The following is a 19306-nucleotide window of genomic DNA, read 5'->3' as shown; positions in this document are numbered from 1 at the left end:
GATATTTTATAAAATTGATTGGAATGGAGGGCGACTCCAGCGGGAACAGCACGACGCCTGAGACTACAGGCTCAGGCCGTGCCCGCGGAAAGCGTCCCGGAATGGAAATCAATTTTTACACCAGCAAAAAAATGCCATTTTCCTCAGGAAGGAAAATGGCATTTTTGGCTTATGTCCCAATCGCTTTTTCTATTTATCCAACTATTTACTGTAATCTATAAAAATTACCGCTTCTAAAAAGAGAACATTTGTTCTATAATGTAATAAAAAAGGACGGAGTGTAGTTATGAAAGAGCAAATAATTAAAGCAATGCAGTACAATCAAGCTCTAGACATTATGTACTTATCCAAAACTCACGCTATCTCAAAACGTCGTATCAAATTAATTAAAATTTCAGGGAATACCGTGCAGGCTTACTGTTTTACACGTCATGCAAAGCGTACATTTATTATCGACAACATTTTAGCAGCATACCCTGCTATTCAAAGGGTGAGTGTGGTTAATGCATAAAGAAATTATGAATTTTAGCGATGATATACACCGTTATATTATTTTGGAGATGTTTTTAAAAACGCTTGATCGTGATAAACTGCATGTTGCGCAATTAAAGATGGGGAAAATTTTAGAAGAATGGTATGATCAAAAATCCAATGAGACATTTCAAGATTTAAAAAAGTTGAGGGATTATTTATATAAACAAGGGTGTAAGATTGAAAAACAACGTTCAGATGAATTTGTTACAGAGTATTTTGTTTTGTTTAGAGGAGTAACAGAAACTAGAACATACACGAACATTGCCATACGTAACTGGGTATCTCAAGAAATGAGACGTGTGCTAGGAATGGAATACTTAACACCCCAAGATAGAAAGTAAACAAAAGGGCATATTAGAAAAAAGCCTTCCACCATATACGAGCGGAAGGCCTTACTTTATTCGTCTCTATCTACACCTAAAGACATTTCAAGTGTTGTTAAAGCTAGGATGGCTAACATCATCTCATTGTCTGCATATGAAACATCTGTTTTCACCTTATCGAATTTTGAAGGACTATAATTTCCTTCATCAAACATTTTACGTGCTTTTTCGGCTGCTTCACCTCGCCACATAGCGGCATTTTTCATGTTTGTTATAAATTCATTGAATTTCTCTTCATTTTCTTTAGACAAACCACTGCCGTCGATTGATCCAATAGTTTTGTATAGACTATCATAGCGTTGTTCAAGCTGTTTCATATTCCCGTAAGCTGTATAGACATCCACAGTTGTACCTAGACCTTCAAAAGTGGGTTTCCAAAGCTCATTCCATGCTTTATCATACAAGCTCATCATAGTATCAACTTTCGGTTTTACGTCAGTTAAGTAATATTTTTTTTCAGCTGCTAATTTATCAGCATCTTTTTTGGCATCAGCGTCGGCTTTTGCTTTTTTATCAGCTTCAACCTTCTCTGCTGATTCAGGTGTTGCTTTTTCTTCCTTTGATTCATCTTTAGAATCTTCTTTACTTGCAGTAGCTTCCACTTTTTCAGGTTCGTTAGCTGCTTCCAAGTCATCGCTTGTTACACCAAAACCTATAAATGATGTAATCAAGACTAAAAATGCTATTCCGCTATATTTAAACATTTTGACTGATTTTGATCGATTCCTTTTCACAATGTTAACAAATGCACTAAGAATGCACACCAACATAACTAGCAAAGCTATAATTAATATGATTATAAATATTGTATCCAGTTTAAACACTCCTTTTCAATTATTATATTACTATAAAGTAATTATTGGTGCACTATAAATATGTAAAGTGTAAAAAGTCAAATAATTTAAATTAAAAAACCCTCCGCAAATTAAATGGGCGAAGGGCGGTTTGGAGATTTACTACAGAAAAGTATTTTACATCATTTTCTTTATTTGTCTTAATTCATTTATTAAATAATCCAGCTGTTTCTGCATATCCTTAGACTGAGTCGGTGGGGTGCCCGGATCCCCGTTCTTAGATTTTTCCAAAGCATCCAGTGCAAGACCGGCAGCAATTGCAGCAATTGCATCTCCTAATGTAGCGATAGATGCACCTATAAAAGCAAGTCTGGCTATTTGAATATCCTGAGAATCTGAGGATTGTTCTGAATTATTCTTATTGTTATTCATTTGTTACCTCCTCACCAATAAATAATGATTGTAATTCATCATATGTAGACGGCTTCCATCTTGATAGATAGGGTGTAGCCCAATAAGCCATTAAATATAAAAGACCAGGACTCATAAGTGAGCCTGGTCAATGATAGTTATGATTTCTTCTTCTGATCGCTGTTACTGCTGTAATGCTTGGCTTTAGTATCATCACTTGTTTTCTTATATTCCGAAAAATCTTCTTCTTTACCAGCTTCCATATTATAATTCGGTCTTGTATTCGCACGATTAGATGTATTGTAGGAATTTTCCTCTACATCGTCTAACGGTTTCATAAGAATCGGAATCGATATAAGTCCTGCAATCCCTACAAGAGCATAAACAATTCTTGATAATACAGATGTTTGTCCACCAAATAATGAAGCCACTAAATCAAACTGGAAAAATCCAATAAGTCCCCAGTTGATTGCACCAATAATGACTAGAACTAATGCTGTTCTATATAATATTCCCATTTTGTAACATCTCCTTTATTTTTTTGACGCGAATATCCTGGCGTTTAAAAACAAACAGGACTTCGTTTCTTAATCTTCATATATTTTCTCCGGAAAACGCTGATTTATACTATTTTATATTTGATTAGGAATGATCATTAAAAAAAGCCAATTGACATAAAATATCGACTTAAAAAATGACAATTGCACAAACAAAAAACCTTCAAAATGCATATTAAATATTAAGGAGTACTACACTATATAGAGGTTACTGCTGCTTCCTGTTAGAAAAAGACGTGATTTTTAATAATTTTATTAAAAATTTAGTTTTTTAAGGTGAATTTTTATGTAACTCAAGGTATAATATTTGTATACTATAAGAAAAAGGAGGACTGCCGATGATAACCGGTCAGTTAGGGCGAGCATTCCAATTAGCGGAAAAACATAAGCTCGACGTAAGTACAGTTTTAGAATTAACGAAAGTGATTGCAAAAGAAGTAAATGGCTCCCAAAAAGTTGAGGAGAAGATTTTGCAGCAGATGATTCAAATTTTAGAGAACAACAAAACGATTCTTAGGGAGGCAACATAAAAATTGATGCAAACTATTGAGCTCTACGATGATTTAGACACATTTGACTAAAGGCGCTACTCAGCAAATGAAATACGAGTAGCGCCTTTTATGTTGCCTTTTTTTATACATTTCAATACATAATTCTTAACAAAAGCTCCCCAATAGAAATTCTATTGTTATAAGAACCACTATTTTTTAAATAAAAGTTTTGAAATAGATTTTGTGAATTCTTCATAGGAAAAAGAATTTTCTCTTCGCTGGTTATACCACTTTTGAATTGTAGCTACTAGCCAAAACGGCACAGAATTGCCTTCTATTAAATGATAGTACTGGTCATATCCTTTTTTTAAATGTTCCCAACGAAAATCATTGCCTGATTGTATATATTCAGAGACATCAATAATTTTTGCTTTGCCATTTTGAAGCAAAATGTTTTTCAAATGGATATCACGTGGGTTCAATCCTTTACTCCGTACGTATTCTCTTGCATCCTCCACTTCATTTACAACCTGTTGTGGGATATGGATACCTTGCAGAATGCAGTCAAATAGCGTTTTTCCTTCTTCGTAACTTAAAACGAGGTACTCGTCGGAGGAAGCGTAACACGTTGGAAAGTAGGGTGAATCTCCTAAGTGTTGATAAACCTTTGCTTCCATTTTTACTTTTTCTACTTTATCTTGCGCATATAACTTAAACGCATAAGCGGGAACGGAATGAGACTGAAAAACTGCTGCATCTGTACCGACACCTATACACTTTAAATTATCCGCGTCGCCAATTATAGTTACCGGCTGGTTATTTGGATTTGAATAAACTTTAATTTTTGAAAGAGAACTTATATCTTTTTCCCATTCTTTCATCATATAATCTCTCCGTTCATTTTCTGAATTAACGGGTCCACTTTTGTTTTATTTTTCTTCCGAGCAAGAATAAAGCGATTAAGTATAGTGCAATGATCAATACTACATCCCAGTTGCCAGAAGCAATTTGATGTCCTGCTAGTGAAAAGGCTAAGATATTAGGTAACTTCCCAAGAATGGTTGCTGCAATAAAGGCAATTACGTGGACATTAGAAATACCTGCAATTAAATTTACACCTGCGGAAGGTAGGATAGGAATAAGGCGTCCAAGAAGGACTGCTAAAAAGCCGTTTGTTTGAATGAGCTCAACATATTTCGCCAAGTATTGATGTTTTGTTAAATATTTTAGTGCAACGCTTCGAAATAAATTCTTACTTAGTAAAAATAATAAAATGGATCCCGTAGTGGTACCGAGCAGGTTAATCATTAAACCCGGTATAAAATCATAATTACTGGCGATGAAGGCGGCCAGAACGGGAATAGGCGCAAATGGAATCATAGAAACAAGTAGCATTATTAAAAACTGATAAAGCCATGCATAGGGGTTTTCATTCTGTACGAGGTCTAAAATTAGTTGTTCCATATTATATCCTTTTAATAGTTATGTTAATATATTATCCGTTCTTTAATAAGACGCACCTGATGATAAAAAGGTGCATGCACCCCATTAAAAATACACATTAAAGGTTTTTAAAAATAAAAATTGCTTTATGTTTGTTACAGTTACAAAAATTAATTTTTATAGACTATAATAGATAGGAAATGAATTTGGAGGGTGTTTATCTTGTCGAATGAATTAGAAAAAACATATTTAGATTTTATGAAATACATTTTAGATAACGGCGTAAAAAAAGAAGATCGTACAGGGACTGGTACAATTAGCGTTTTTGGTTATCAAATGCGTTTCGACTTATCAAAAGGTTTCCCATTATTCACAACTAAAAGAACATCATTTAAACTAATTGCAAGTGAATTATTATGGTTTATTAAAGGTGATACAAATATTCGTTATCTTTTACAACATAATAACCATATATGGGATGAGTGGGCATTTAAGAAATGGGTTGAATCTGATGAATACGAAGGTCCAGATATGACTGATTTTGGCCTACGTTGTTTAGAAGACGAGGAATTTAATTTATTGTACAAAAAAGAAATGAAAGATTTCTGTGATCGAGTATTAACAGATGATGAATTTGCTGAGAAATACGGCGATTTAGGAAATGTATATGGTAAGCAATGGAGACGTTGGACAGACTCTGAAGGAAATGAAATTGATCAATTAAAGGATGTCATTGACCAAATTAAAACGAATCCTGATTCACGCCGATTAATTGTAAATGCATGGAACCCAGAAGACGTAATAAATGCCGGAGCAAAAGGAAGTAAAGCTGCATTACCACCGTGTCATGTAATGTTCCAATTTTATGTAGCTAATAATAAATTGAGCTGTCAATTATACCAACGCAGCGGAGACACTTTTTTAGGAATTAATTACAACATTACTTCTTATGCTTTGCTTCTTTATTTGATGGCTAAAGAGTGTAATCTAGAAGTTGGAGAATTCGTTCATACAATTGGCGATGCACATATTTATCTAAATCATGTTGAGCAAGTGCAAGAACAATTGTCACGTGAGCTAAGAGACTTACCAACATTAACTATTAATGCAGATAAGCAATCGATTTTTGATATTGAATTGGAAGATTTAACGATTGAAGGCTACAATCCACATCCATCGATTAAAGCACCGATAGCGGTATAAAGGGGAATAACGATGATTTCACTAATTGTTGCACATGATGAAAATAGGGTTATTGGTTATAAAAATGAACTTCCTTGGCACTTGCCTGGTGACTTGAAATATTTTAAAGAGATGACAATGGGTAAGCCAATTGTCATGGGCCGTAAAACATTTGAATCGATTGGACGCCCATTACCAGGTCGCCGTAATATTGTCATAACGCGAAATGCAGATTATAAAGCAGATGGAATAGAAGTTGTAGCAAGCCTCCAGGATGCGTTGACGCTCGTTCAGGATGCCGAGGAAATTATGATTATTGGTGGAGCACAAATTTTCGAACAAGTGATGCCGATAGCTGATAAATTGTATATAACTTTAATTAACCATACGTTTAAGGGGGATACTTACTTCCCAACATACGAAGATTGGAAAAAAGTATCCTGTCAACAGCCAGTAAAGTCGGATGAAGGCTTTACATTCCAATACTGTATCTTCGAAAAATAAAAGACGTGCTGAATTGTGAAAAACAAATTCAGCACGTCGCTTTTTTAAATTAAGTATAAATATACGCAGGCAACCATGCAGCTACAACCTGCAATAACAAATAAATGCCAAATTGCATGGTTATAAGGTAACCGAGTCCAAGCGTAGAAAATGGCACCGAAAGTAAAAAATAATCCGCCATATAAAAGTAGCATAAACCCATCAAAAGTTAAAAAACTGTAGAGGGGGCGGATTGCGATAATGATTAGCCATCCCATTGCTATATATAATACTAAAGACAGCTTTTCAAATCGATGGATGAACAAACATTTGAATAGAACTCCTAAAATCGCAATGGACCATATAATGCATAGCATGACAATGCCAAATGTTCCTCCGATTGCTATTAGTAAAAATGGGGTATAGGTACCTGCAATTAATATATAGATGGATGAGTGGTCTAAAATTGCGAATATACGTTTATATTTTTCCGGGACACTATGTAATAGCGTTGACATTAAAAACAGCAAAATTAATGAAGCTCCAAAAATAGCGTATGAAGTAACATGCAAGGCAGAACCATTTATTGCCGAATAGATAATAAGCAATATACAGACGGGAATACTAATTACTAGGCCTATGCCATGTGTAATCGCGTTCCACAACTCTTCCTTCCAGTTCTTATAATCAAATGTATCTATTTTTTGCATCGTACATCACACTCCTCTTTATATTAGTATAGTTTATATAGTAAATTATTGTGATAGTTGATTGTCATGATGTTATACTGCTATATGTCATAAGAGAATGATGATAAAGTGGGGCATTTTACAATGACAAATGTCATATTGGTAAACAAAATTGATTTCTTTATAATAGTAAGGAAGATAGAAAAAGGATGTGTTCTCTTTGAGTCAAATTCATATTGTAACTGATTCTACATGTGATTTAACAGATGCAGAAATTAAACAGCACGGAATCCATGTAGTGCCACTAACAGTTCAAATTGACGATAAAACGTATACAGATCGCGTGAACCTGCAACCGGATACATTTATCGAATTATTAAAAACAGCAAAAGAATTACCAAAAAGCTCCCAGCCTGCTCCAGGTGTATTTAAAGAATTGTATGAGGAGCTAGGTAAGGATGGGTCGCAAGTTGTTTCGATCCATATGACAGGTAGTATGAGTGGAACATACCAATCTGCAAACCAAGCAGCCGAAATGAGTAATGCCGATGTTACAGTAATTGATTCACGCTATATCGCATTCGGCCTTGCTTTCCAACTTCGCGAAGCAATCCGTTTACGTGACGCTGGAGCGACTGTGGAAGAAATTGTGGCAGGCGTTAACAAAGTGCGTGAAAACACACGTCTTTTCGTTGCACTGGATACATTGGAAAACATGGTTAAGGGCGGAAGGATTGGAAAAGGTAAAGCGGTTGTCAGCTCATTGCTTAATATTAAACCTATTGGGCACCTGGATATTGGCGAGGTTACAATTTGTGCCAAACCACGAAGCTATAAGCAAATCGTGAAATTTTTAATGAGTGAATTTGAAAAAGATACAAAGGGCAAAAAAGTAATGGCTGTAGGAATCTCTCATGCGAATTCGATGGACACATTAGTTAATCCATTAATAGAGCAAGTAAAAGAGACAGGCTTTACAGGAGAAATAGAAGTAGCATTTACATCACCAGTAATCAGTACACATACTGGTGAAGGTGCAATCGGCTTTATGTATTATACCGAATAAAAATAGGGTAATTCTAAAGGTCTGAACCTCTAGAATTACCTTTTTTATTTCGATGCTTGAGATTCTTTAAGCAGATACTTACATAACATAAAATAATGGTAATTTTCCATAAATCCAGTTGTTTCTAGGCAAATCATTCCTCAATATGCAGAAAATATTTTATAATAAAATAATATAATAAAAAGGGGGAAATTGTATGTGGCGGTTATTACTCACATCATTGGCTGTCATTTTTTTATCCGCATGCTCCATTACAGTTGACCCAAGTCTAGTAGAAGAACAATTAAACGACAATTCGAGCACCGAAAATAATGAGCAGTCTATTTCGGAAGATGAATCTGAACAAAAAACTACGGGCTTCTTCGAGATAATAAATGATGTATTTCAACTAGATTGGTCCAATCGTAAAGAAGATAATGCTCAACCAATACAGTATTTAGCTTTAGGAGATTCATTGACACGCGGAGTGGGGGATGAAACTCTGGATTACGGCTATACAGTACGGCTACAGGATGAGCTTGAAAAATGGCCGATGATTGAATCGGTAGAACTTGATAACCGTGGGAAAAACGGGAGACGTAGTAATCAGCTTTTAGATTTATTGCAGCGTGGACATTATGATGAGGAGCTGGCAGAAGCCGATCTTATCTCGATATCAATTGGTGGTAATGATGTCATGAAAATAGTAAAAAATAATTTATTTACAATGACTAAATCAATGTTTGACAAAGAATTACCTCGTTTTAATGAACGCTATGAACAGGTTATTGCAGAGATACGTGAAATTAATACCGATGCACCAATTATTCTAGTCGGTTTTTATAATCCATTTTCGATTGTAGTAGATGAAATAACACCTTTTGATCCAATTATTAATGAATGGAATTCTTCAATCGAGGAATTGGCAGTAAAGGACGGAAAAGCATGTTTTGTATCAGTAGAGGATTTATTTGTGTCAAATGAGGATATGGTATATCATGTAGACTTCTTTCATCCGAATAGCACGGGGTATGACCGTATGGCAAAACGCATTATTGAAACAATGCAAGCATGTAATATTGAAGAGATGTCAGACGGTTTAATAGGATTTGGGGAGTGAGTATATGAACAAATGGAAAGTAGCATTTTTATTATTAGCGGGTTCAGTAATGATCACCCTTGTTTCGGTTGTCTATCTATTAACTTCAGATGGAAAACAAGTCACCGAACAACCACCACTCCCGATAGAGGGCAATATATTAAAAGTAGAAACTACAGCAAAGGAATTTGAAGCGATTGCCAAACAATATTTAACAGCAGCGATGAAACAATCCCCAGTTCCTGTAGAAATCGTTATTGATGAGAAAATTTATTTATACAGTACATTAACCATTTTTAATATTGAGTTGCCGATTCAGATGGATTTCAACCCGGTTGTCAAGGACGGAAATATCGTATTGAATCAAGAGGCAGTTCATGTCGGGAAAGCAAATATACCTCCGGAATTTGTATTGAAAATGATTGATGATGCGGTTGATTTCCCAAATTGGATCACCGTGAAGCCAGATGACGAGGAAATTTATGTAGACTTATCCCGTATTAATATTGCGAGCGGTTCAAGAGTCCGAGCAAAGGAAATCGACCTTCCTAATGATAAAATAGAATTAGAAGTAGTTATTCCAAATGAATAGAACTAGGAGGCAAATTTATGGCATATGAAAAAGCGACATTTGCAGGGGGATGCTTCTGGTGTATGGTAAAGCCATTTGATACACAACCCGGTATTATAGAGGTTGTGTCAGGCTATACGGGGGGGCATGTTGAAAACCCAACATACGAACAGGTATGCAGTGAGACAACCGGCCATTTAGAAGCTGTGCAAATTACATTTGATCCAACTATTTATCCATATGAAAAATTAGTTGAGCTCTATTGGACATTAATTGATCCAACTGATGCGGGTGGTCAATTTTATGACCGCGGTGAATCCTATTCAACGGCAATTTTTTACCATAACGATGTTCAAAAGCAAATTGCCGAACTATCTAAAGCTAAATTAGAAGCAAGCGGGAAATTCAAAGCACCAATTGCTGTAAAGATTTTAGAAGCTAAGCCATTCTATGTAGCGGAAGAATATCATCAACATTACTATAAAAAGAATCCCGCCCATTACGAACGCTATTCAATTGGTTCTGGCCGGGCTGGATTTATTGAAAAACATTGGGGGTCCAAGTAAATGAATAAAGAAGAACGCTTAAAGCAATTAACAGAGATGCAGTACCATGTTACGCAAAATCAAGGAACTGAACCACCATTTAGAAATGAATATAACGATGTTTTTGAAGAGGGAATCTATGTTGATATTGTATCCGGGAAGCCATTATTTAGCTCAAAGGATAAATATGATGCCGGTTGTGGTTGGCCTTCGTTTTCAAAACCAATCGAACATGTGGAAGTAACGGAGCACTTTGATACTTCTCATGGAATGCGTCGTGTAGAAGTTCGAAGCAAAACTGCAGATTCACATTTAGGACATGTCTTTCCTGATGGACCACAAGAATTAGGCGGCTTACGTTACTGTATCAATTCTGCAGCATTACGCTTTATTCCAGTAAGTGATTTGGAAAAGGAAGGCTATTCTCAATATTTATCAATGTTCAAATAAAAACAACTCGCTTGTGGCATCCCATAAGCGAGTTGTTTTTATGAATGGAGCAGGGTATAGGGTTAAATTTTAAATTCACCTACAACACTTCGTAAATTATCTGCCTGTGCTGCCAATTCAACAGCCGACGCATTAATTTCTTCCATTGAAGCTGAACCTTGTGAAGCGGCAGCTGCACTGCGTTCTGTGTTAGCAGCTGTATTATCTGCAACGGCCGCAACATGAATAAAGGAAGAGTTCACATCATGACTGTTGTGCAATGTTTGCTCAATTTGACCAACCATATGTGTTAAAATATCTGATGTTTTTTCTGTCTGTAACAAAATATTTTGCAAAGAATCAGTTGTTTCATTTGTCACTTCAACACCGCGAATTACCTTTTGTACACCTGTTTGGTTTTGAGCAATGATGGATTTCACTTCAGATTGAATGGATCCAACAATTGCTGCAACTTCACTTGCAGCCTGCTGTGACTGCTCCGCAAGCTTTCGTACTTCATCTGCAACAACTGCAAATCCACGGCCATGTTCTCCAGCCCGTGCTGCTTCGATAGCAGCATTTAAAGCCAACAAGTTTGTTTGTTCAGCAATTGCTGTAATGGTACTAATAATGGATGTAATATTTTCGGATTTGCGGCCTAAATTTTCTACTGTTGACGATGTAGTTGCCATCGTTTCTTCAATTTCAAGCATTACATTTGAAGATTGCGTAACAGAATTACTACCGATTTGTGCAGCATCCTTCATCTGCATAGCTGCATGTTGAACTTCCAATGCCTTTTCGTTTAGATCATGCATTGATTGCTCTAGCTTCTGCATTTCGTTTGCTGCATTTCCGATACTAGTTAAAATTTCGGTACTATCATTGGCAATATCAATTGTTGAGTTTGCGATAAAATCAATTGTACGTGCATTTTCATCTGCTAATGCCATTAATTCCTGTGAACTGCCGGATACATTATCTGCGAGATTGGAAACACGCTTTATTAATACAGAAATGGACTCGATTAGTATATTTGTAGAGTTTGCAATTTCAGAAAACTCATCTTTAGTCTTAACCTTTACACGACGAGTTAGATCGCCTCCAGCTTGTGCAATATCCAAAATAGACTCATTAATTGCTTTTGTATTTTTGCGGATTGATTTAAATAGGATATAGCCCAATGTAATGGTCAAAACAATCGCAACAAAAGCTAAGACAAAAAAGGAAATTTTAGAGGCTAACGCAAATTGTTCTAATTCACTTATGGACTCTTCATTTCGTTGTTCCAATATTGTGATAAGTTTGGACGTATTATCATCAATATATGATTTGAAATTTTGGCTTCCACTATTGGAGAAGAGTTTAGCTGCATTTTCATATCCATATTTTTGACGTACTTCAATTGTAGATTTAGAATAGGATAAATAATTCGTATAAAATTGCTGAATTTGTCCAACTATCTTCGACTCTTCATCCTGATTTTCAAAGGATTTCTGAACAGATGTCAGGTTGTTATGTATTACCTCTTTCGTTTCTTCAAACAATTGGAGATACTTTTCATCACCTGTAATTAAAAAGGTTTGTTCATGGCTTGATAGTTTTGCGATATCAGAAGCCAGGTTGTTGATTTGAAATTGTTGTTTAAGATTTTCATCTGCAAAGTTACGCAAACTTGTTTGTAAGTTTGTTATATTAATATACGATAAAATTTGCATAGCAAGGATTATTGCCATTAAAATTGTAAACGCAATTAAAATTTTACCTCGAATGAGATGAAAGAAACGAAATGTTTTTTTTGCAGGTTTCACTTTTTTATTATTTTTTTCGGATTTAGTACTTAATTTCTTTTTCTTTTGCATAAATTCACCATCTTTTCTGAAAAATCAATTTTTTATTATTCTACTACACTAATGGGGAATTTTCACTATAATAATGTAAAAAAATATAAGTAGGAGGGAAACTATTGAAAAAATCATTTTATCACTATGTATTAACCTATAGAGGGGGAGAATGGTCTGATGAAAAAGTTCGATTTGCTGAAAGTATGTTTGTGGATCATTCGTTTCCTAAGCAATCCGATAATTTTGAAGAACTTTCGACCTATATTGAATTACAATCAGATGAATATCTAACAATAGAGGCATTTGACTCACTTTGGGATCTATATGATGTTTAAATTCAATTGATTTTTGCAACTCATGTAATTTTTAGGTATAGTTTAACTAAATTCCGAAGATGTAAAATTGAGAACATTTGACAAAATATTGTATGTTTAACCAAAATATTTATAAAGCAAGACGTCTAACGATTGAATATTTATACGAAAACGTTTACAATTTAAAAGAATTATGATGAAAAGAGGTTTTATAAATGAGCGTTCACATTAATGCCAAAAAAGGCGATATTGCAGAAATCGTATTATTACCAGGAGATCCGTTACGTGCAAAATATATTGCAGAAACATTTTTAGAAGATGTGGTTCAGTATAATGAAGTGCGTAATATTTTAGGCTATACAGGTACGTATAAAGGTAAACGTATTTCTGTACAAGGTACAGGCATGGGTGTCCCTTCTATCTCCATTTACGCAACAGAATTAATGCAGGAATACGGAGTTCAAAAGCTAATCCGTGTAGGTACTTGTGGAGCGATCCAAAAAGATGTTAAAGTTCGCGATGTAATCATTGCTCAATCTTCATCTACGGATTCAAGTTTAAACCGTGTTATTTTCGGCGGTACAATTGATTTTGCTCCAACGGCTGATTTTGATTTATTATTAAAAGCTTATAATGCTGCAAAAGAAGCAGACTTAAACGTACGTGTAGGGAACATTTTCACAGCTGATATGTTCTATTCAGATGAAGCACAAAACGAAAAATTAGCACAATACGGTGTGTTGGCAGTAGAGATGGAAACATCTGCACTTTACACATTAGCTGCTAAATTCGGTCGTCAAGCTCTTACAGTATTAACTGTATCTGACCACATCTTAACAGGTGAAGTAACAACTTCAGAAGAGCGTCAAACAACGTTTAATGACATGATGGTTATTGCGTTAGAAGCTGCGATTCAAGAGTAAGTTTACCAAGGGTTTGTGAGTTGGCATAATTTAACAGGGGACTAAAAAGGGACTAGGACCTTTAGAACGTCCATTGGAAGCCTACTAGACAAGAAATTGTTTAGTGGGTTTTTTTAGTGGAGTGAATAGATGTTGAGCGTATCTCGTATATTAGCATGTCCAAACTGTTGTTGTAAGACTTTGATGTTCACACCTTTAGCGAGCATAAGGGATGCATACGGATGCCGTAACCCATGAAATGAGATGGCAGGTAGTTCATGTTGTCTTACAATATCTCGCCATTGGTTACTCAGGGTTTACGTATGACAGAGTTTTCAGCTTTACTCTTTGAATCATTAGATTTAGCTCACAACACTATACTTGTTGACAGTACATTACAGTATGACAAGCTCACAAACCGCTTCTTTTTGGATATAACTAAAACTCAAAACAACGAAAAAACACTCACAAGTTGTTCACTGAACAGCTCCGTGAGTGTTGGTGTTGTAGTTGGGTTGGGGTGAAACAGTTACCATGAAAATATTCTCTTTAACAGTCTATTGGATTTGAATTTTAGCTGTTTGAAGTTTGCTTTGCACAGATTCGTATGTTGAATTTAGATTCTTACTATATTCAATATAAGAACCTATTGGAGATGTAGATAAACTGATAAAAGTATTATAGTTCTCGTATAAATCTAATACTGCTTTATACTGTTGTTCATATTTAGCAGGTGGATTTTTTAAAAGTGACAAATTCTTAGAAACAATATTGTGATTATTTAACGCTACTTCTGTTGCATTACTTTTAGCCATTCGAACTATAGTAATCATAGTATCAAAATTACCTTTCTCTAATCCTATTCCTAGACCTCCGCCAAAGTATGCTTGATTTGACCAATTTAGAAGTGGTTCAATTTCTTCTTCGGAAATCTCTAAGTTTTCACTAATAGTCGATAAAGGGATACTTCTGTCAATTATCTCTCCCCAATATTCTTGGTAGGAACTTCCGATTACAGCTGATTCAGTCGTCGAATACTCTATATCATCTAATAATTGAATTAGTTGTTTATGATATTCTGTTTCATCAGCACTCTTATTCCAAATGTAATAACTAATACTGCCACCTAAAACTACCAACAAAGTCACAATCAAAAAAACAGCCTTTTTACTCATGAGAATACCTCCTAATATAAAGATATTGTAACATAAAAGTAATTGTTCCATATAATAGTTTTGTGACTATAGTAACGTTTTTATATATATAGATTGGTAGTACAGTAAAGTGACACCGATCAAACTACGTTCAACGATATGATCGTTGTTGCGTTGGAAGCACGATTCAAGAGTAAGCGTACCTAGGGTTTGTGAGTTAGCATAATTTACAAAGTGCCCAAAAGTACCCATAACGTAATTTTAAAAGTGCCTAACAGGTGAAAAACTTGTTAGGCACTTTTTTAGTTGAAAGAATCAATAGCATGTATATATGTATTCAGTATTGTTTCAAAAGCAATAGCAAATATTTGTTTTCGCTCGTTTACTCGACTTTCATTTGGAATGAAATTATAGGTTAATTAGGAAACAAAAACACTATATGGTAAATTTAAAAAATAATAGCAACTTTAGCAAATTCTTAGTCGTCTCACTTGTGAAGGGAAAATGATTCAGGGAGATTAAAAAATGTCTAAAATGAATCCATTAGTTCTAATTGAAGAAATATACAATGAACATTATGCGTATTTAAGAAACTTTTTAATAGGTCTAACTAAAAGTGACGTAATCGCTGATGATATTATTCAAGATTTTTTTACAAAAATTTTAGTTTCACCTTCAGTAGTTACAGAAGTTAAGTATATGAAGAGCTGGTTAATAACGGGGGTTAAAAACACTCTGCTAGATTATTATAAAAAGAAGAAGCCTGAGTTGCTTCATGATGAGAATATTATTGAAACGTTATTGGTTGATAATTATACGCCAGAAGTAAGTGCAACAATTAACAACGAATTGGAAATGGTTTTAAGCAAGCTATCGACTTCTGAAAAAGCAATTATTATAGCAAAAGAATATTATGGTTATGACTATAATGAAATTAGTGATCTTTTAAATATACCAGTATCCACAATAAAATCGATAGTGTTCAGAATGAGAAAAAGAATGATTAAAGTGAGGTAATTCTATGGATTCTTTCAAAAAAATACATCTTTTATCTCTGGAGTTGATCCCTATAATTAATGACCTGGATGATGGGCCGAGACAGGTTGTTTTAGAACATATCACTGACTGTAAAGATTGCAAAAATTTATATGATAGTACAGAGCACTTTAATTCAAGTATGCCAAAGCAAGATTACTCAGAAAATGTGGAGTTAAAGCCTTTAAAAAAATTAGTGCAGTTTAATAATGGATTAAAGTTATTACTCATTACTGTAAGAGCGTTAATTTTATTTTATATTGTTTACTCCAGCTTTAAATATTATGGTGCGGAGTCTGTAACATCATTGCTAGAGTATTTCAGATCGGGGATATTTCTATTTTACATACCAGCCGCCATATTTCTACTCGTATTTACTTTTACTTTTTTCAATAAAAATTGGGTTTGGATATCCCTGGTGATTGATTTAGTAATTATTTTATTTTTAGAAAAAGTGCTGCAGTTATTTTTATAAATGGAGGTGTTAAATTGATCTATTTAGTCATGTTGGTTGGATTGTTTTTAGGTATTATATTTTTTGCGTTTGTTTTTATTGCTTCAAAAAGGAGCGGCAAATATTATTTAGCACCGGTCATTACCTTTTTGTTTTCGGGAATGATTGTTGCGTACAGCCTATTCTTGGTTGGAGGATTCGAAGGAATGGGGTATTTATTTTTAGCAGTAGGATTTCTTGTAGTTAGTATTGTAGGAACATTGCTGTTACCGTTATTAATCCCGAAGATTAAATCAAAATCTCTTAATAGAAAAGATAAAATCAGTTTGTTGCTTTTATCTATCCTATTTTTTGCAACAATCGGAATATCCATAATTTCAGAAGATGGCTATTGGATTATTGAACAGGCAAGCGCTGCTCCTGTAAAAACAGAAGGTTACCGAATATCCTCTATCTCTGAAGGCAGCAAAGCAATCACTTTACAACTAGGGGAAAAATACCTTGGAAAAGAGATTGAAGTGGAAAATGTAAGTAAACGAGGGGCTACAGAAATAATTTTGAAATTTGTAGATGGTGGGGATGATGATAAAGTTCCTTTTATACAGATAGGTCTATATGAAATAAACGAACCATTGAAAGTACAAACAACGGATGGCGATATTTTTGAATCCATTGGGGATCCTTGGAATTAAAGTTATCCAATATATAATAGAATCTATGGTAGGTTAAAGAGGAAGCCATTCTAAATAATGGAACTTAATGTACGCCGGGCTGATAGCTTATGTGATGATAGAGGAAAAGGACTTGTATGTAGCGTTATGCACGAGTCCTTTTACTTTTTTTAGTGTTCATAATACTAGTGATAATCGAGAAAATCGTAAAAATAATCACCCAAAAGAAGAATGTTTCACCAAATGTTGTAAACGTAAGTATTGTTAATACGCTAAATACTATTAATGGAGCGATGAACCATTTTTTAAATAACAAATAACTTATTGATGAAACAGTATATATGATAATAGGTAAAATTAAAAATACTAATAGAAATTCCATACTATCCTCCTAAAACATCAGCTTTTGATAAAACTATGTTAATACTTTTTCGCGTTAAAATTGTAACATAGGAAGTTAATGGTTTATATAGATGTATACTTTTAATGAAAAAATTAACAGTATACAAAGGACAAATTGATCGAATGAAAGCTTTACTCTTTTTTTGTTGAATAGTATCAAATTTTGATAGGAAACATTCAGTGTATCGAGTAACAGAAAAATCGCTGAATTTTCATACTATCTCGAATAGGGTATTTATGGTAACATGTAACTGAATCTTTCAAGTTAGAAAATAAAAGGAAGTGTAATAATCACATATGAAAAAGATATTGAAACCATTGATTAGTGTTGTTGCAATTGGTGCACTCTCCCTATCTATCAATATAAATCAAAATGTATTTGCGGATACATGTGAGTATGATACATCATCAAAGGTAAACCCAGACTATTCCACAATGAACTGTTTGTTAACCGAAACAGCACTGAGATATAATGTGCCTCCTGAAATTGTGAAGGCGGTAGCGGAAGGTGAAAGTGGAAATTGGCGACATTTTGATCAGAATGGCAAAGCGATTGTGACGGCTGATAATGGAATTGGTCTTATGCAAATTACCAATCAAGCGCGCTACGATCAAGAGAAGCTAAAAAGTGATCTTGTCTATAATATTCAGGCTGGCGTAGAGACGCTGGATAAAATGTTTAATCGCAAGGATTTGCCTAGCATCAACGGTGGGGAAAGAGATGTATTGGAACATTGGTATTTCGCTATCATGGCTTATAACGGGACTAAGCCAGTAAATAGTCCAATTGTACAAGCAACTGGTGAAAGAAATGTTAATGCCTATCAAGAAAAAATTCTTGGAATTGTTAAGAAATCAGAATTAATAAACTTAAAGGAACTGCCATTTAAACGCGAACATTTCCAATATGACTCTAACAGCAAGGAAAATATTAAATTTTCAGCTCTGAATTATAAATTTGATTTACCATTAACTGAATCAAAGTATTTTTTTAAAACGAATCAAAAAGTAAGTGCAACAGCTAATCCAAAATTTAGGTCAACACCTACTACGAATAATGATAATATTAAGGGTACTTTAAATAAAGGCGAAATGGTTACCATTACTGGTCCATTTGTATATGATGAAGTTTCAACGAAGAAAAACCATTTTGTTTGGTATCCAGTAAAAAGAAGTGACGGGTCAGAGGGGTATGTAGCTTCAAGTTATTTAGAGTACCCGGAAATGACAACATTACCAATACCGTCTCCAGCAGAGGTAACAAAACCGGACTACGCTGCTTATACTAAAAAGTATGCTGATTTCAACCCTACAGCCTGGTGGAAAGATGATATGATTTGGGCAATCGATCGAGGCTTAATTAAAGGATACAATGATGAATGGAACGCAAAAACTAAGAAATACGAAACCCAGCTACAACCGAACAGACATTTAACGGAAGCTCACTTCTTAACAATCTTCTTCCGTTATGCTCAAAAAGATGAATTAGCAAATGTAAAAGGCACTTCGTCTTGGAGCAGAAGTGGTATATACAACATGGCGGAAAAATACAAAATGCCTGTACTGGCAAATGAAAAGTCCAAAGAATCTAGAGCTCAAGCTGAGAATGGCATTAAACGTGGTAAATTAGCGCAATTGATCGTATCATACCATTTAGGTAAACAAGTAAGTGAAAACGAAGCTATTCAATTTTTCATAGATAATGGAATTACTACTGCTACATCAATCGTTGAATATAAGCCTAACCAAATTTTAACTCGTGCTCATATATCAGCGTTTATTCAAAGATATGAATCATTCGAATTAAAGCAAAAATAATTGAACTAAAAAAACGGTTGCGTTCTTGCAATCGTTTTTCTAATTTTACGGCGGAG

Annotated in this window: 28 protein-coding genes; 17 read left to right on the top strand and 11 right to left on the bottom strand. The window is 34.6% G+C overall.

The genetic code is table 11. The annotated features are described in order from the left end of the window. From SNE38_RS13040 to SNE38_RS13030, 3 genes are all read left to right on the top strand, one after another. The coding region (locus SNE38_RS13040) for a hypothetical protein (protein ID WP_336046644.1) at positions 1-221 on the top strand (221 nt) is incomplete at its 5' end. Between the two features lie 65 nt (positions 222-286). Next, positions 287-511: a transcriptional regulator gene (locus tag SNE38_RS13035; protein WP_336046643.1), complete on the top strand. Its 225-nt coding sequence runs from the start codon at positions 287-289 to the stop codon at positions 509-511. Continuing rightward, complete coding sequence (locus SNE38_RS13030) at positions 504-875, top strand: hypothetical protein (protein ID WP_336046642.1); 372 nt, start codon at positions 504-506, stop codon at positions 873-875. The genes SNE38_RS13035 and SNE38_RS13030 overlap by 8 nt, the downstream gene beginning before the upstream one ends. Before the next feature lie 56 nt (positions 876-931). Here the strand turns inward: SNE38_RS13030 and SNE38_RS13025 are convergent, their stop codons facing one another. The 4 genes from SNE38_RS13025 to SNE38_RS13010 form a co-directional block, all read right to left on the bottom strand. Next, positions 932-1588: a hypothetical protein gene (locus SNE38_RS13025; RefSeq protein WP_336046641.1), complete on the bottom strand. Its 657-nt coding sequence runs from the start codon at positions 1586-1588 to the stop codon at positions 932-934. 300 nt (positions 1589-1888) lie between these two features. Beyond that, positions 1889-2143 (bottom strand): translation initiation factor 2, encoded by a 255-nt coding sequence (locus SNE38_RS13020; protein WP_336046640.1) that lies wholly within the window; start codon positions 2141-2143, stop codon positions 1889-1891. Further along, a complete protein-coding gene (locus SNE38_RS13015; protein ID WP_336046639.1) occupies positions 2136-2258 on the bottom strand; it encodes a hypothetical protein in 123 nt (40 codons plus the stop codon). The genes SNE38_RS13020 and SNE38_RS13015 overlap by 8 nt, the downstream gene beginning before the upstream one ends. A gap of 22 nt (positions 2259-2280) precedes the next feature. Further along, on the bottom strand, positions 2281-2640 hold the full coding sequence (locus SNE38_RS13010) for a DUF378 domain-containing protein (RefSeq protein ID WP_191704560.1): 360 nt from the start codon (positions 2638-2640) through the stop codon (positions 2281-2283). 377 nt (positions 2641-3017) lie between these two features. Here SNE38_RS13010 and SNE38_RS13005 point away from each other — a divergent pair, with 377 nt between their 5' ends. Next, positions 3018-3209: an ABC transporter permease gene (locus SNE38_RS13005; RefSeq protein WP_191698937.1), complete on the top strand. Its 192-nt coding sequence runs from the start codon at positions 3018-3020 to the stop codon at positions 3207-3209. A gap of 170 nt (positions 3210-3379) precedes the next feature. Here the strand turns inward: SNE38_RS13005 and SNE38_RS13000 are convergent, their stop codons facing one another. Next, complete coding sequence (locus SNE38_RS13000) at positions 3380-4054, bottom strand: serine/threonine protein kinase (RefSeq protein ID WP_336046638.1); 675 nt, start codon at positions 4052-4054, stop codon at positions 3380-3382. Positions 4055-4079: 25 nt separating this feature from the next. Beyond that, a complete protein-coding gene (locus SNE38_RS12995) occupies positions 4080-4634 on the bottom strand; it encodes a TVP38/TMEM64 family protein (RefSeq protein WP_336046637.1) in 555 nt (184 codons plus the stop codon). A gap of 201 nt (positions 4635-4835) precedes the next feature. Between SNE38_RS12995 and SNE38_RS12990 the strand changes: the two genes are divergently transcribed. Together SNE38_RS12990 and SNE38_RS12985 are read left to right on the top strand one after the other, a co-directional pair. After that, positions 4836-5816 (top strand): thymidylate synthase, encoded by a 981-nt coding sequence (locus SNE38_RS12990; protein ID WP_191704563.1) that lies wholly within the window; start codon positions 4836-4838, stop codon positions 5814-5816. A 12-nt stretch (positions 5817-5828) separates the two neighbouring features. Continuing rightward, the gene (locus SNE38_RS12985) at positions 5829-6299 is read left to right on the top strand and encodes a dihydrofolate reductase (RefSeq protein WP_336046636.1); all 471 of its coding nucleotides are present in this window, start codon (positions 5829-5831) and stop codon (positions 6297-6299) included. A gap of 44 nt (positions 6300-6343) precedes the next feature. On the opposite strand, the gene trhA is transcribed toward SNE38_RS12985, so the two are convergent. Then, a complete protein-coding gene (trhA, locus tag SNE38_RS12980) occupies positions 6344-6988 on the bottom strand; it encodes a PAQR family membrane homeostasis protein TrhA (RefSeq protein ID WP_191704565.1) in 645 nt (214 codons plus the stop codon). A 199-nt stretch (positions 6989-7187) separates the two neighbouring features. Between trhA and SNE38_RS12975 the strand changes: the two genes are divergently transcribed. From SNE38_RS12975 to msrB, 5 genes are all read left to right on the top strand, one after another. After that, complete coding sequence (locus tag SNE38_RS12975) at positions 7188-8033, top strand: DegV family protein (protein WP_336046635.1); 846 nt, start codon at positions 7188-7190, stop codon at positions 8031-8033. Between the two features lie 196 nt (positions 8034-8229). Then, positions 8230-9132, top strand: a complete 903-nt coding sequence (locus tag SNE38_RS12970) for a GDSL-type esterase/lipase family protein (protein WP_336046634.1) — start codon at positions 8230-8232, stop codon at positions 9130-9132. Positions 9133-9136: 4 nt separating this feature from the next. Next, on the top strand, positions 9137-9703 hold the full coding sequence (locus tag SNE38_RS12965; RefSeq protein ID WP_336046633.1) for a YpmS family protein: 567 nt from the start codon (positions 9137-9139) through the stop codon (positions 9701-9703). A gap of 17 nt (positions 9704-9720) precedes the next feature. Beyond that, positions 9721-10248, top strand: coding sequence for a peptide-methionine (S)-S-oxide reductase MsrA (gene msrA / locus SNE38_RS12960; protein ID WP_336046632.1), 528 nt, complete (start codon positions 9721-9723; stop codon positions 10246-10248). Next, entirely contained in the window at positions 10249-10677 is a 429-nt protein-coding gene (gene msrB, locus SNE38_RS12955; RefSeq protein ID WP_336046631.1) for a peptide-methionine (R)-S-oxide reductase MsrB, read from the top strand. It begins immediately after the preceding gene. A gap of 62 nt (positions 10678-10739) precedes the next feature. Here the strand turns inward: msrB and SNE38_RS12950 are convergent, their stop codons facing one another. Further along, a complete protein-coding gene (locus tag SNE38_RS12950) occupies positions 10740-12518 on the bottom strand; it encodes a methyl-accepting chemotaxis protein (protein ID WP_191704571.1) in 1779 nt (592 codons plus the stop codon). A gap of 104 nt (positions 12519-12622) precedes the next feature. On the opposite strand from SNE38_RS12950, the gene SNE38_RS12945 reads away from it, so the two are divergent. Then, on the top strand, positions 12623-12835 hold the full coding sequence (locus tag SNE38_RS12945; protein ID WP_191704572.1) for a YozE family protein: 213 nt from the start codon (positions 12623-12625) through the stop codon (positions 12833-12835). Between the two features lie 194 nt (positions 12836-13029). Continuing rightward, complete coding sequence (deoD, locus tag SNE38_RS12940; protein ID WP_191698952.1) at positions 13030-13737, top strand: purine-nucleoside phosphorylase; 708 nt, start codon at positions 13030-13032, stop codon at positions 13735-13737. 113 nt (positions 13738-13850) lie between these two features. Here deoD and SNE38_RS19300 read toward each other — a convergent pair whose 3' ends face one another. Next, complete coding sequence (locus SNE38_RS19300) at positions 13851-14030, bottom strand: tyrosine-type recombinase/integrase (RefSeq protein ID WP_408022382.1); 180 nt, start codon at positions 14028-14030, stop codon at positions 13851-13853. 243 nt (positions 14031-14273) lie between these two features. After that, a complete protein-coding gene (locus SNE38_RS12935) occupies positions 14274-14891 on the bottom strand; it encodes a hypothetical protein (RefSeq protein ID WP_336046630.1) in 618 nt (205 codons plus the stop codon). 504 nt (positions 14892-15395) lie between these two features. On the opposite strand from SNE38_RS12935, the gene SNE38_RS12930 reads away from it, so the two are divergent. The 3 genes from SNE38_RS12930 to SNE38_RS12920 are packed head-to-tail and all read left to right on the top strand — an operon-like array spanning position 15396 to position 17051. Further along, entirely contained in the window at positions 15396-15887 is a 492-nt protein-coding gene (locus SNE38_RS12930) for an RNA polymerase sigma factor (protein WP_336046629.1), read from the top strand. A 4-nt stretch (positions 15888-15891) separates the two neighbouring features. Continuing rightward, entirely contained in the window at positions 15892-16380 is a 489-nt protein-coding gene (locus SNE38_RS12925) for a hypothetical protein (protein ID WP_191704575.1), read from the top strand. 14 nt (positions 16381-16394) lie between these two features. Next, entirely contained in the window at positions 16395-17051 is a 657-nt protein-coding gene (locus SNE38_RS12920) for a YesK family protein (RefSeq protein WP_336046628.1), read from the top strand. A 124-nt stretch (positions 17052-17175) separates the two neighbouring features. On the opposite strand, the gene SNE38_RS12915 is transcribed toward SNE38_RS12920, so the two are convergent. Beyond that, positions 17176-17412, bottom strand: coding sequence for a DUF2651 family protein (locus SNE38_RS12915; RefSeq protein ID WP_191703344.1), 237 nt, complete (start codon positions 17410-17412; stop codon positions 17176-17178). A 317-nt stretch (positions 17413-17729) separates the two neighbouring features. On the opposite strand from SNE38_RS12915, the gene SNE38_RS12910 reads away from it, so the two are divergent. After that, complete coding sequence (locus SNE38_RS12910; protein ID WP_191703345.1) at positions 17730-19250, top strand: transglycosylase SLT domain-containing protein; 1521 nt, start codon at positions 17730-17732, stop codon at positions 19248-19250. Positions 19251-19306: the final 56 nt, after the last annotated feature.

It is taken from the genome of Solibacillus ferritrahens, assembly GCF_037027585.1.
In the GTDB taxonomy this organism is placed as follows: Bacteria; Bacillota; Bacilli; order Bacillales_A; family Planococcaceae; genus Solibacillus; species Solibacillus ferritrahens.
Note: the sequence above shows the minus strand (reverse complement) of the source record. Positions and strands in the feature narration are given on the sequence as shown.

What these genes read in the sequence shown, in the direction of transcription:
- SNE38_RS13035 (WP_336046643.1), top strand. Translation starts at nt 287, where the DNA reads ATGAAAGAGCAAATAATTAAAGCAATGCAGTACAATCAAGCTCTAGAC.
- SNE38_RS13030 (WP_336046642.1), top strand. Translation starts at nt 504, where the DNA reads ATGCATAAAGAAATTATGAATTTTAGCGATGATATACACCGTTATATT.
- SNE38_RS13020 (WP_336046640.1), bottom strand. Translation starts at nt 2,143, where the DNA reads ATGAATAACAATAAGAATAATTCAGAACAATCCTCAGATTCTCAGGAT.
- SNE38_RS13015 (WP_336046639.1), bottom strand. Translation starts at nt 2,258, where the DNA reads ATGAGTCCTGGTCTTTTATATTTAATGGCTTATTGGGCTACACCCTAT.
- SNE38_RS13010 (WP_191704560.1), bottom strand. Translation starts at nt 2,640, where the DNA reads ATGGGAATATTATATAGAACAGCATTAGTTCTAGTCATTATTGGTGCA.
- SNE38_RS13005 (WP_191698937.1), top strand. Translation starts at nt 3,018, where the DNA reads ATGATAACCGGTCAGTTAGGGCGAGCATTCCAATTAGCGGAAAAACAT.
- SNE38_RS13000 (WP_336046638.1), bottom strand. Translation starts at nt 4,054, where the DNA reads ATGATGAAAGAATGGGAAAAAGATATAAGTTCTCTTTCAAAAATTAAA.
- SNE38_RS12995 (WP_336046637.1), bottom strand. Translation starts at nt 4,634, where the DNA reads ATGGAACAACTAATTTTAGACCTCGTACAGAATGAAAACCCCTATGCA.
- SNE38_RS12985 (WP_336046636.1), top strand. Translation starts at nt 5,829, where the DNA reads ATGATTTCACTAATTGTTGCACATGATGAAAATAGGGTTATTGGTTAT.
- trhA (WP_191704565.1), bottom strand. Translation starts at nt 6,988, where the DNA reads ATGCAAAAAATAGATACATTTGATTATAAGAACTGGAAGGAAGAGTTG.
- SNE38_RS12970 (WP_336046634.1), top strand. Translation starts at nt 8,230, where the DNA reads ATGTGGCGGTTATTACTCACATCATTGGCTGTCATTTTTTTATCCGCA.
- SNE38_RS12965 (WP_336046633.1), top strand. Translation starts at nt 9,137, where the DNA reads ATGAACAAATGGAAAGTAGCATTTTTATTATTAGCGGGTTCAGTAATG.
- msrA (WP_336046632.1), top strand. Translation starts at nt 9,721, where the DNA reads ATGGCATATGAAAAAGCGACATTTGCAGGGGGATGCTTCTGGTGTATG.
- msrB (WP_336046631.1), top strand. Translation starts at nt 10,249, where the DNA reads ATGAATAAAGAAGAACGCTTAAAGCAATTAACAGAGATGCAGTACCAT.
- SNE38_RS12950 (WP_191704571.1), bottom strand. Translation starts at nt 12,518, where the DNA reads ATGCAAAAGAAAAAGAAATTAAGTACTAAATCCGAAAAAAATAATAAA.
- deoD (WP_191698952.1), top strand. Translation starts at nt 13,030, where the DNA reads ATGAGCGTTCACATTAATGCCAAAAAAGGCGATATTGCAGAAATCGTA.
- SNE38_RS12935 (WP_336046630.1), bottom strand. Translation starts at nt 14,891, where the DNA reads ATGAGTAAAAAGGCTGTTTTTTTGATTGTGACTTTGTTGGTAGTTTTA.
- SNE38_RS12930 (WP_336046629.1), top strand. Translation starts at nt 15,396, where the DNA reads ATGTCTAAAATGAATCCATTAGTTCTAATTGAAGAAATATACAATGAA.
- SNE38_RS12925 (WP_191704575.1), top strand. Translation starts at nt 15,892, where the DNA reads ATGGATTCTTTCAAAAAAATACATCTTTTATCTCTGGAGTTGATCCCT.
- SNE38_RS12915 (WP_191703344.1), bottom strand. Translation starts at nt 17,412, where the DNA reads ATGGAATTTCTATTAGTATTTTTAATTTTACCTATTATCATATATACT.
- SNE38_RS12910 (WP_191703345.1), top strand. Translation starts at nt 17,730, where the DNA reads ATGAAAAAGATATTGAAACCATTGATTAGTGTTGTTGCAATTGGTGCA.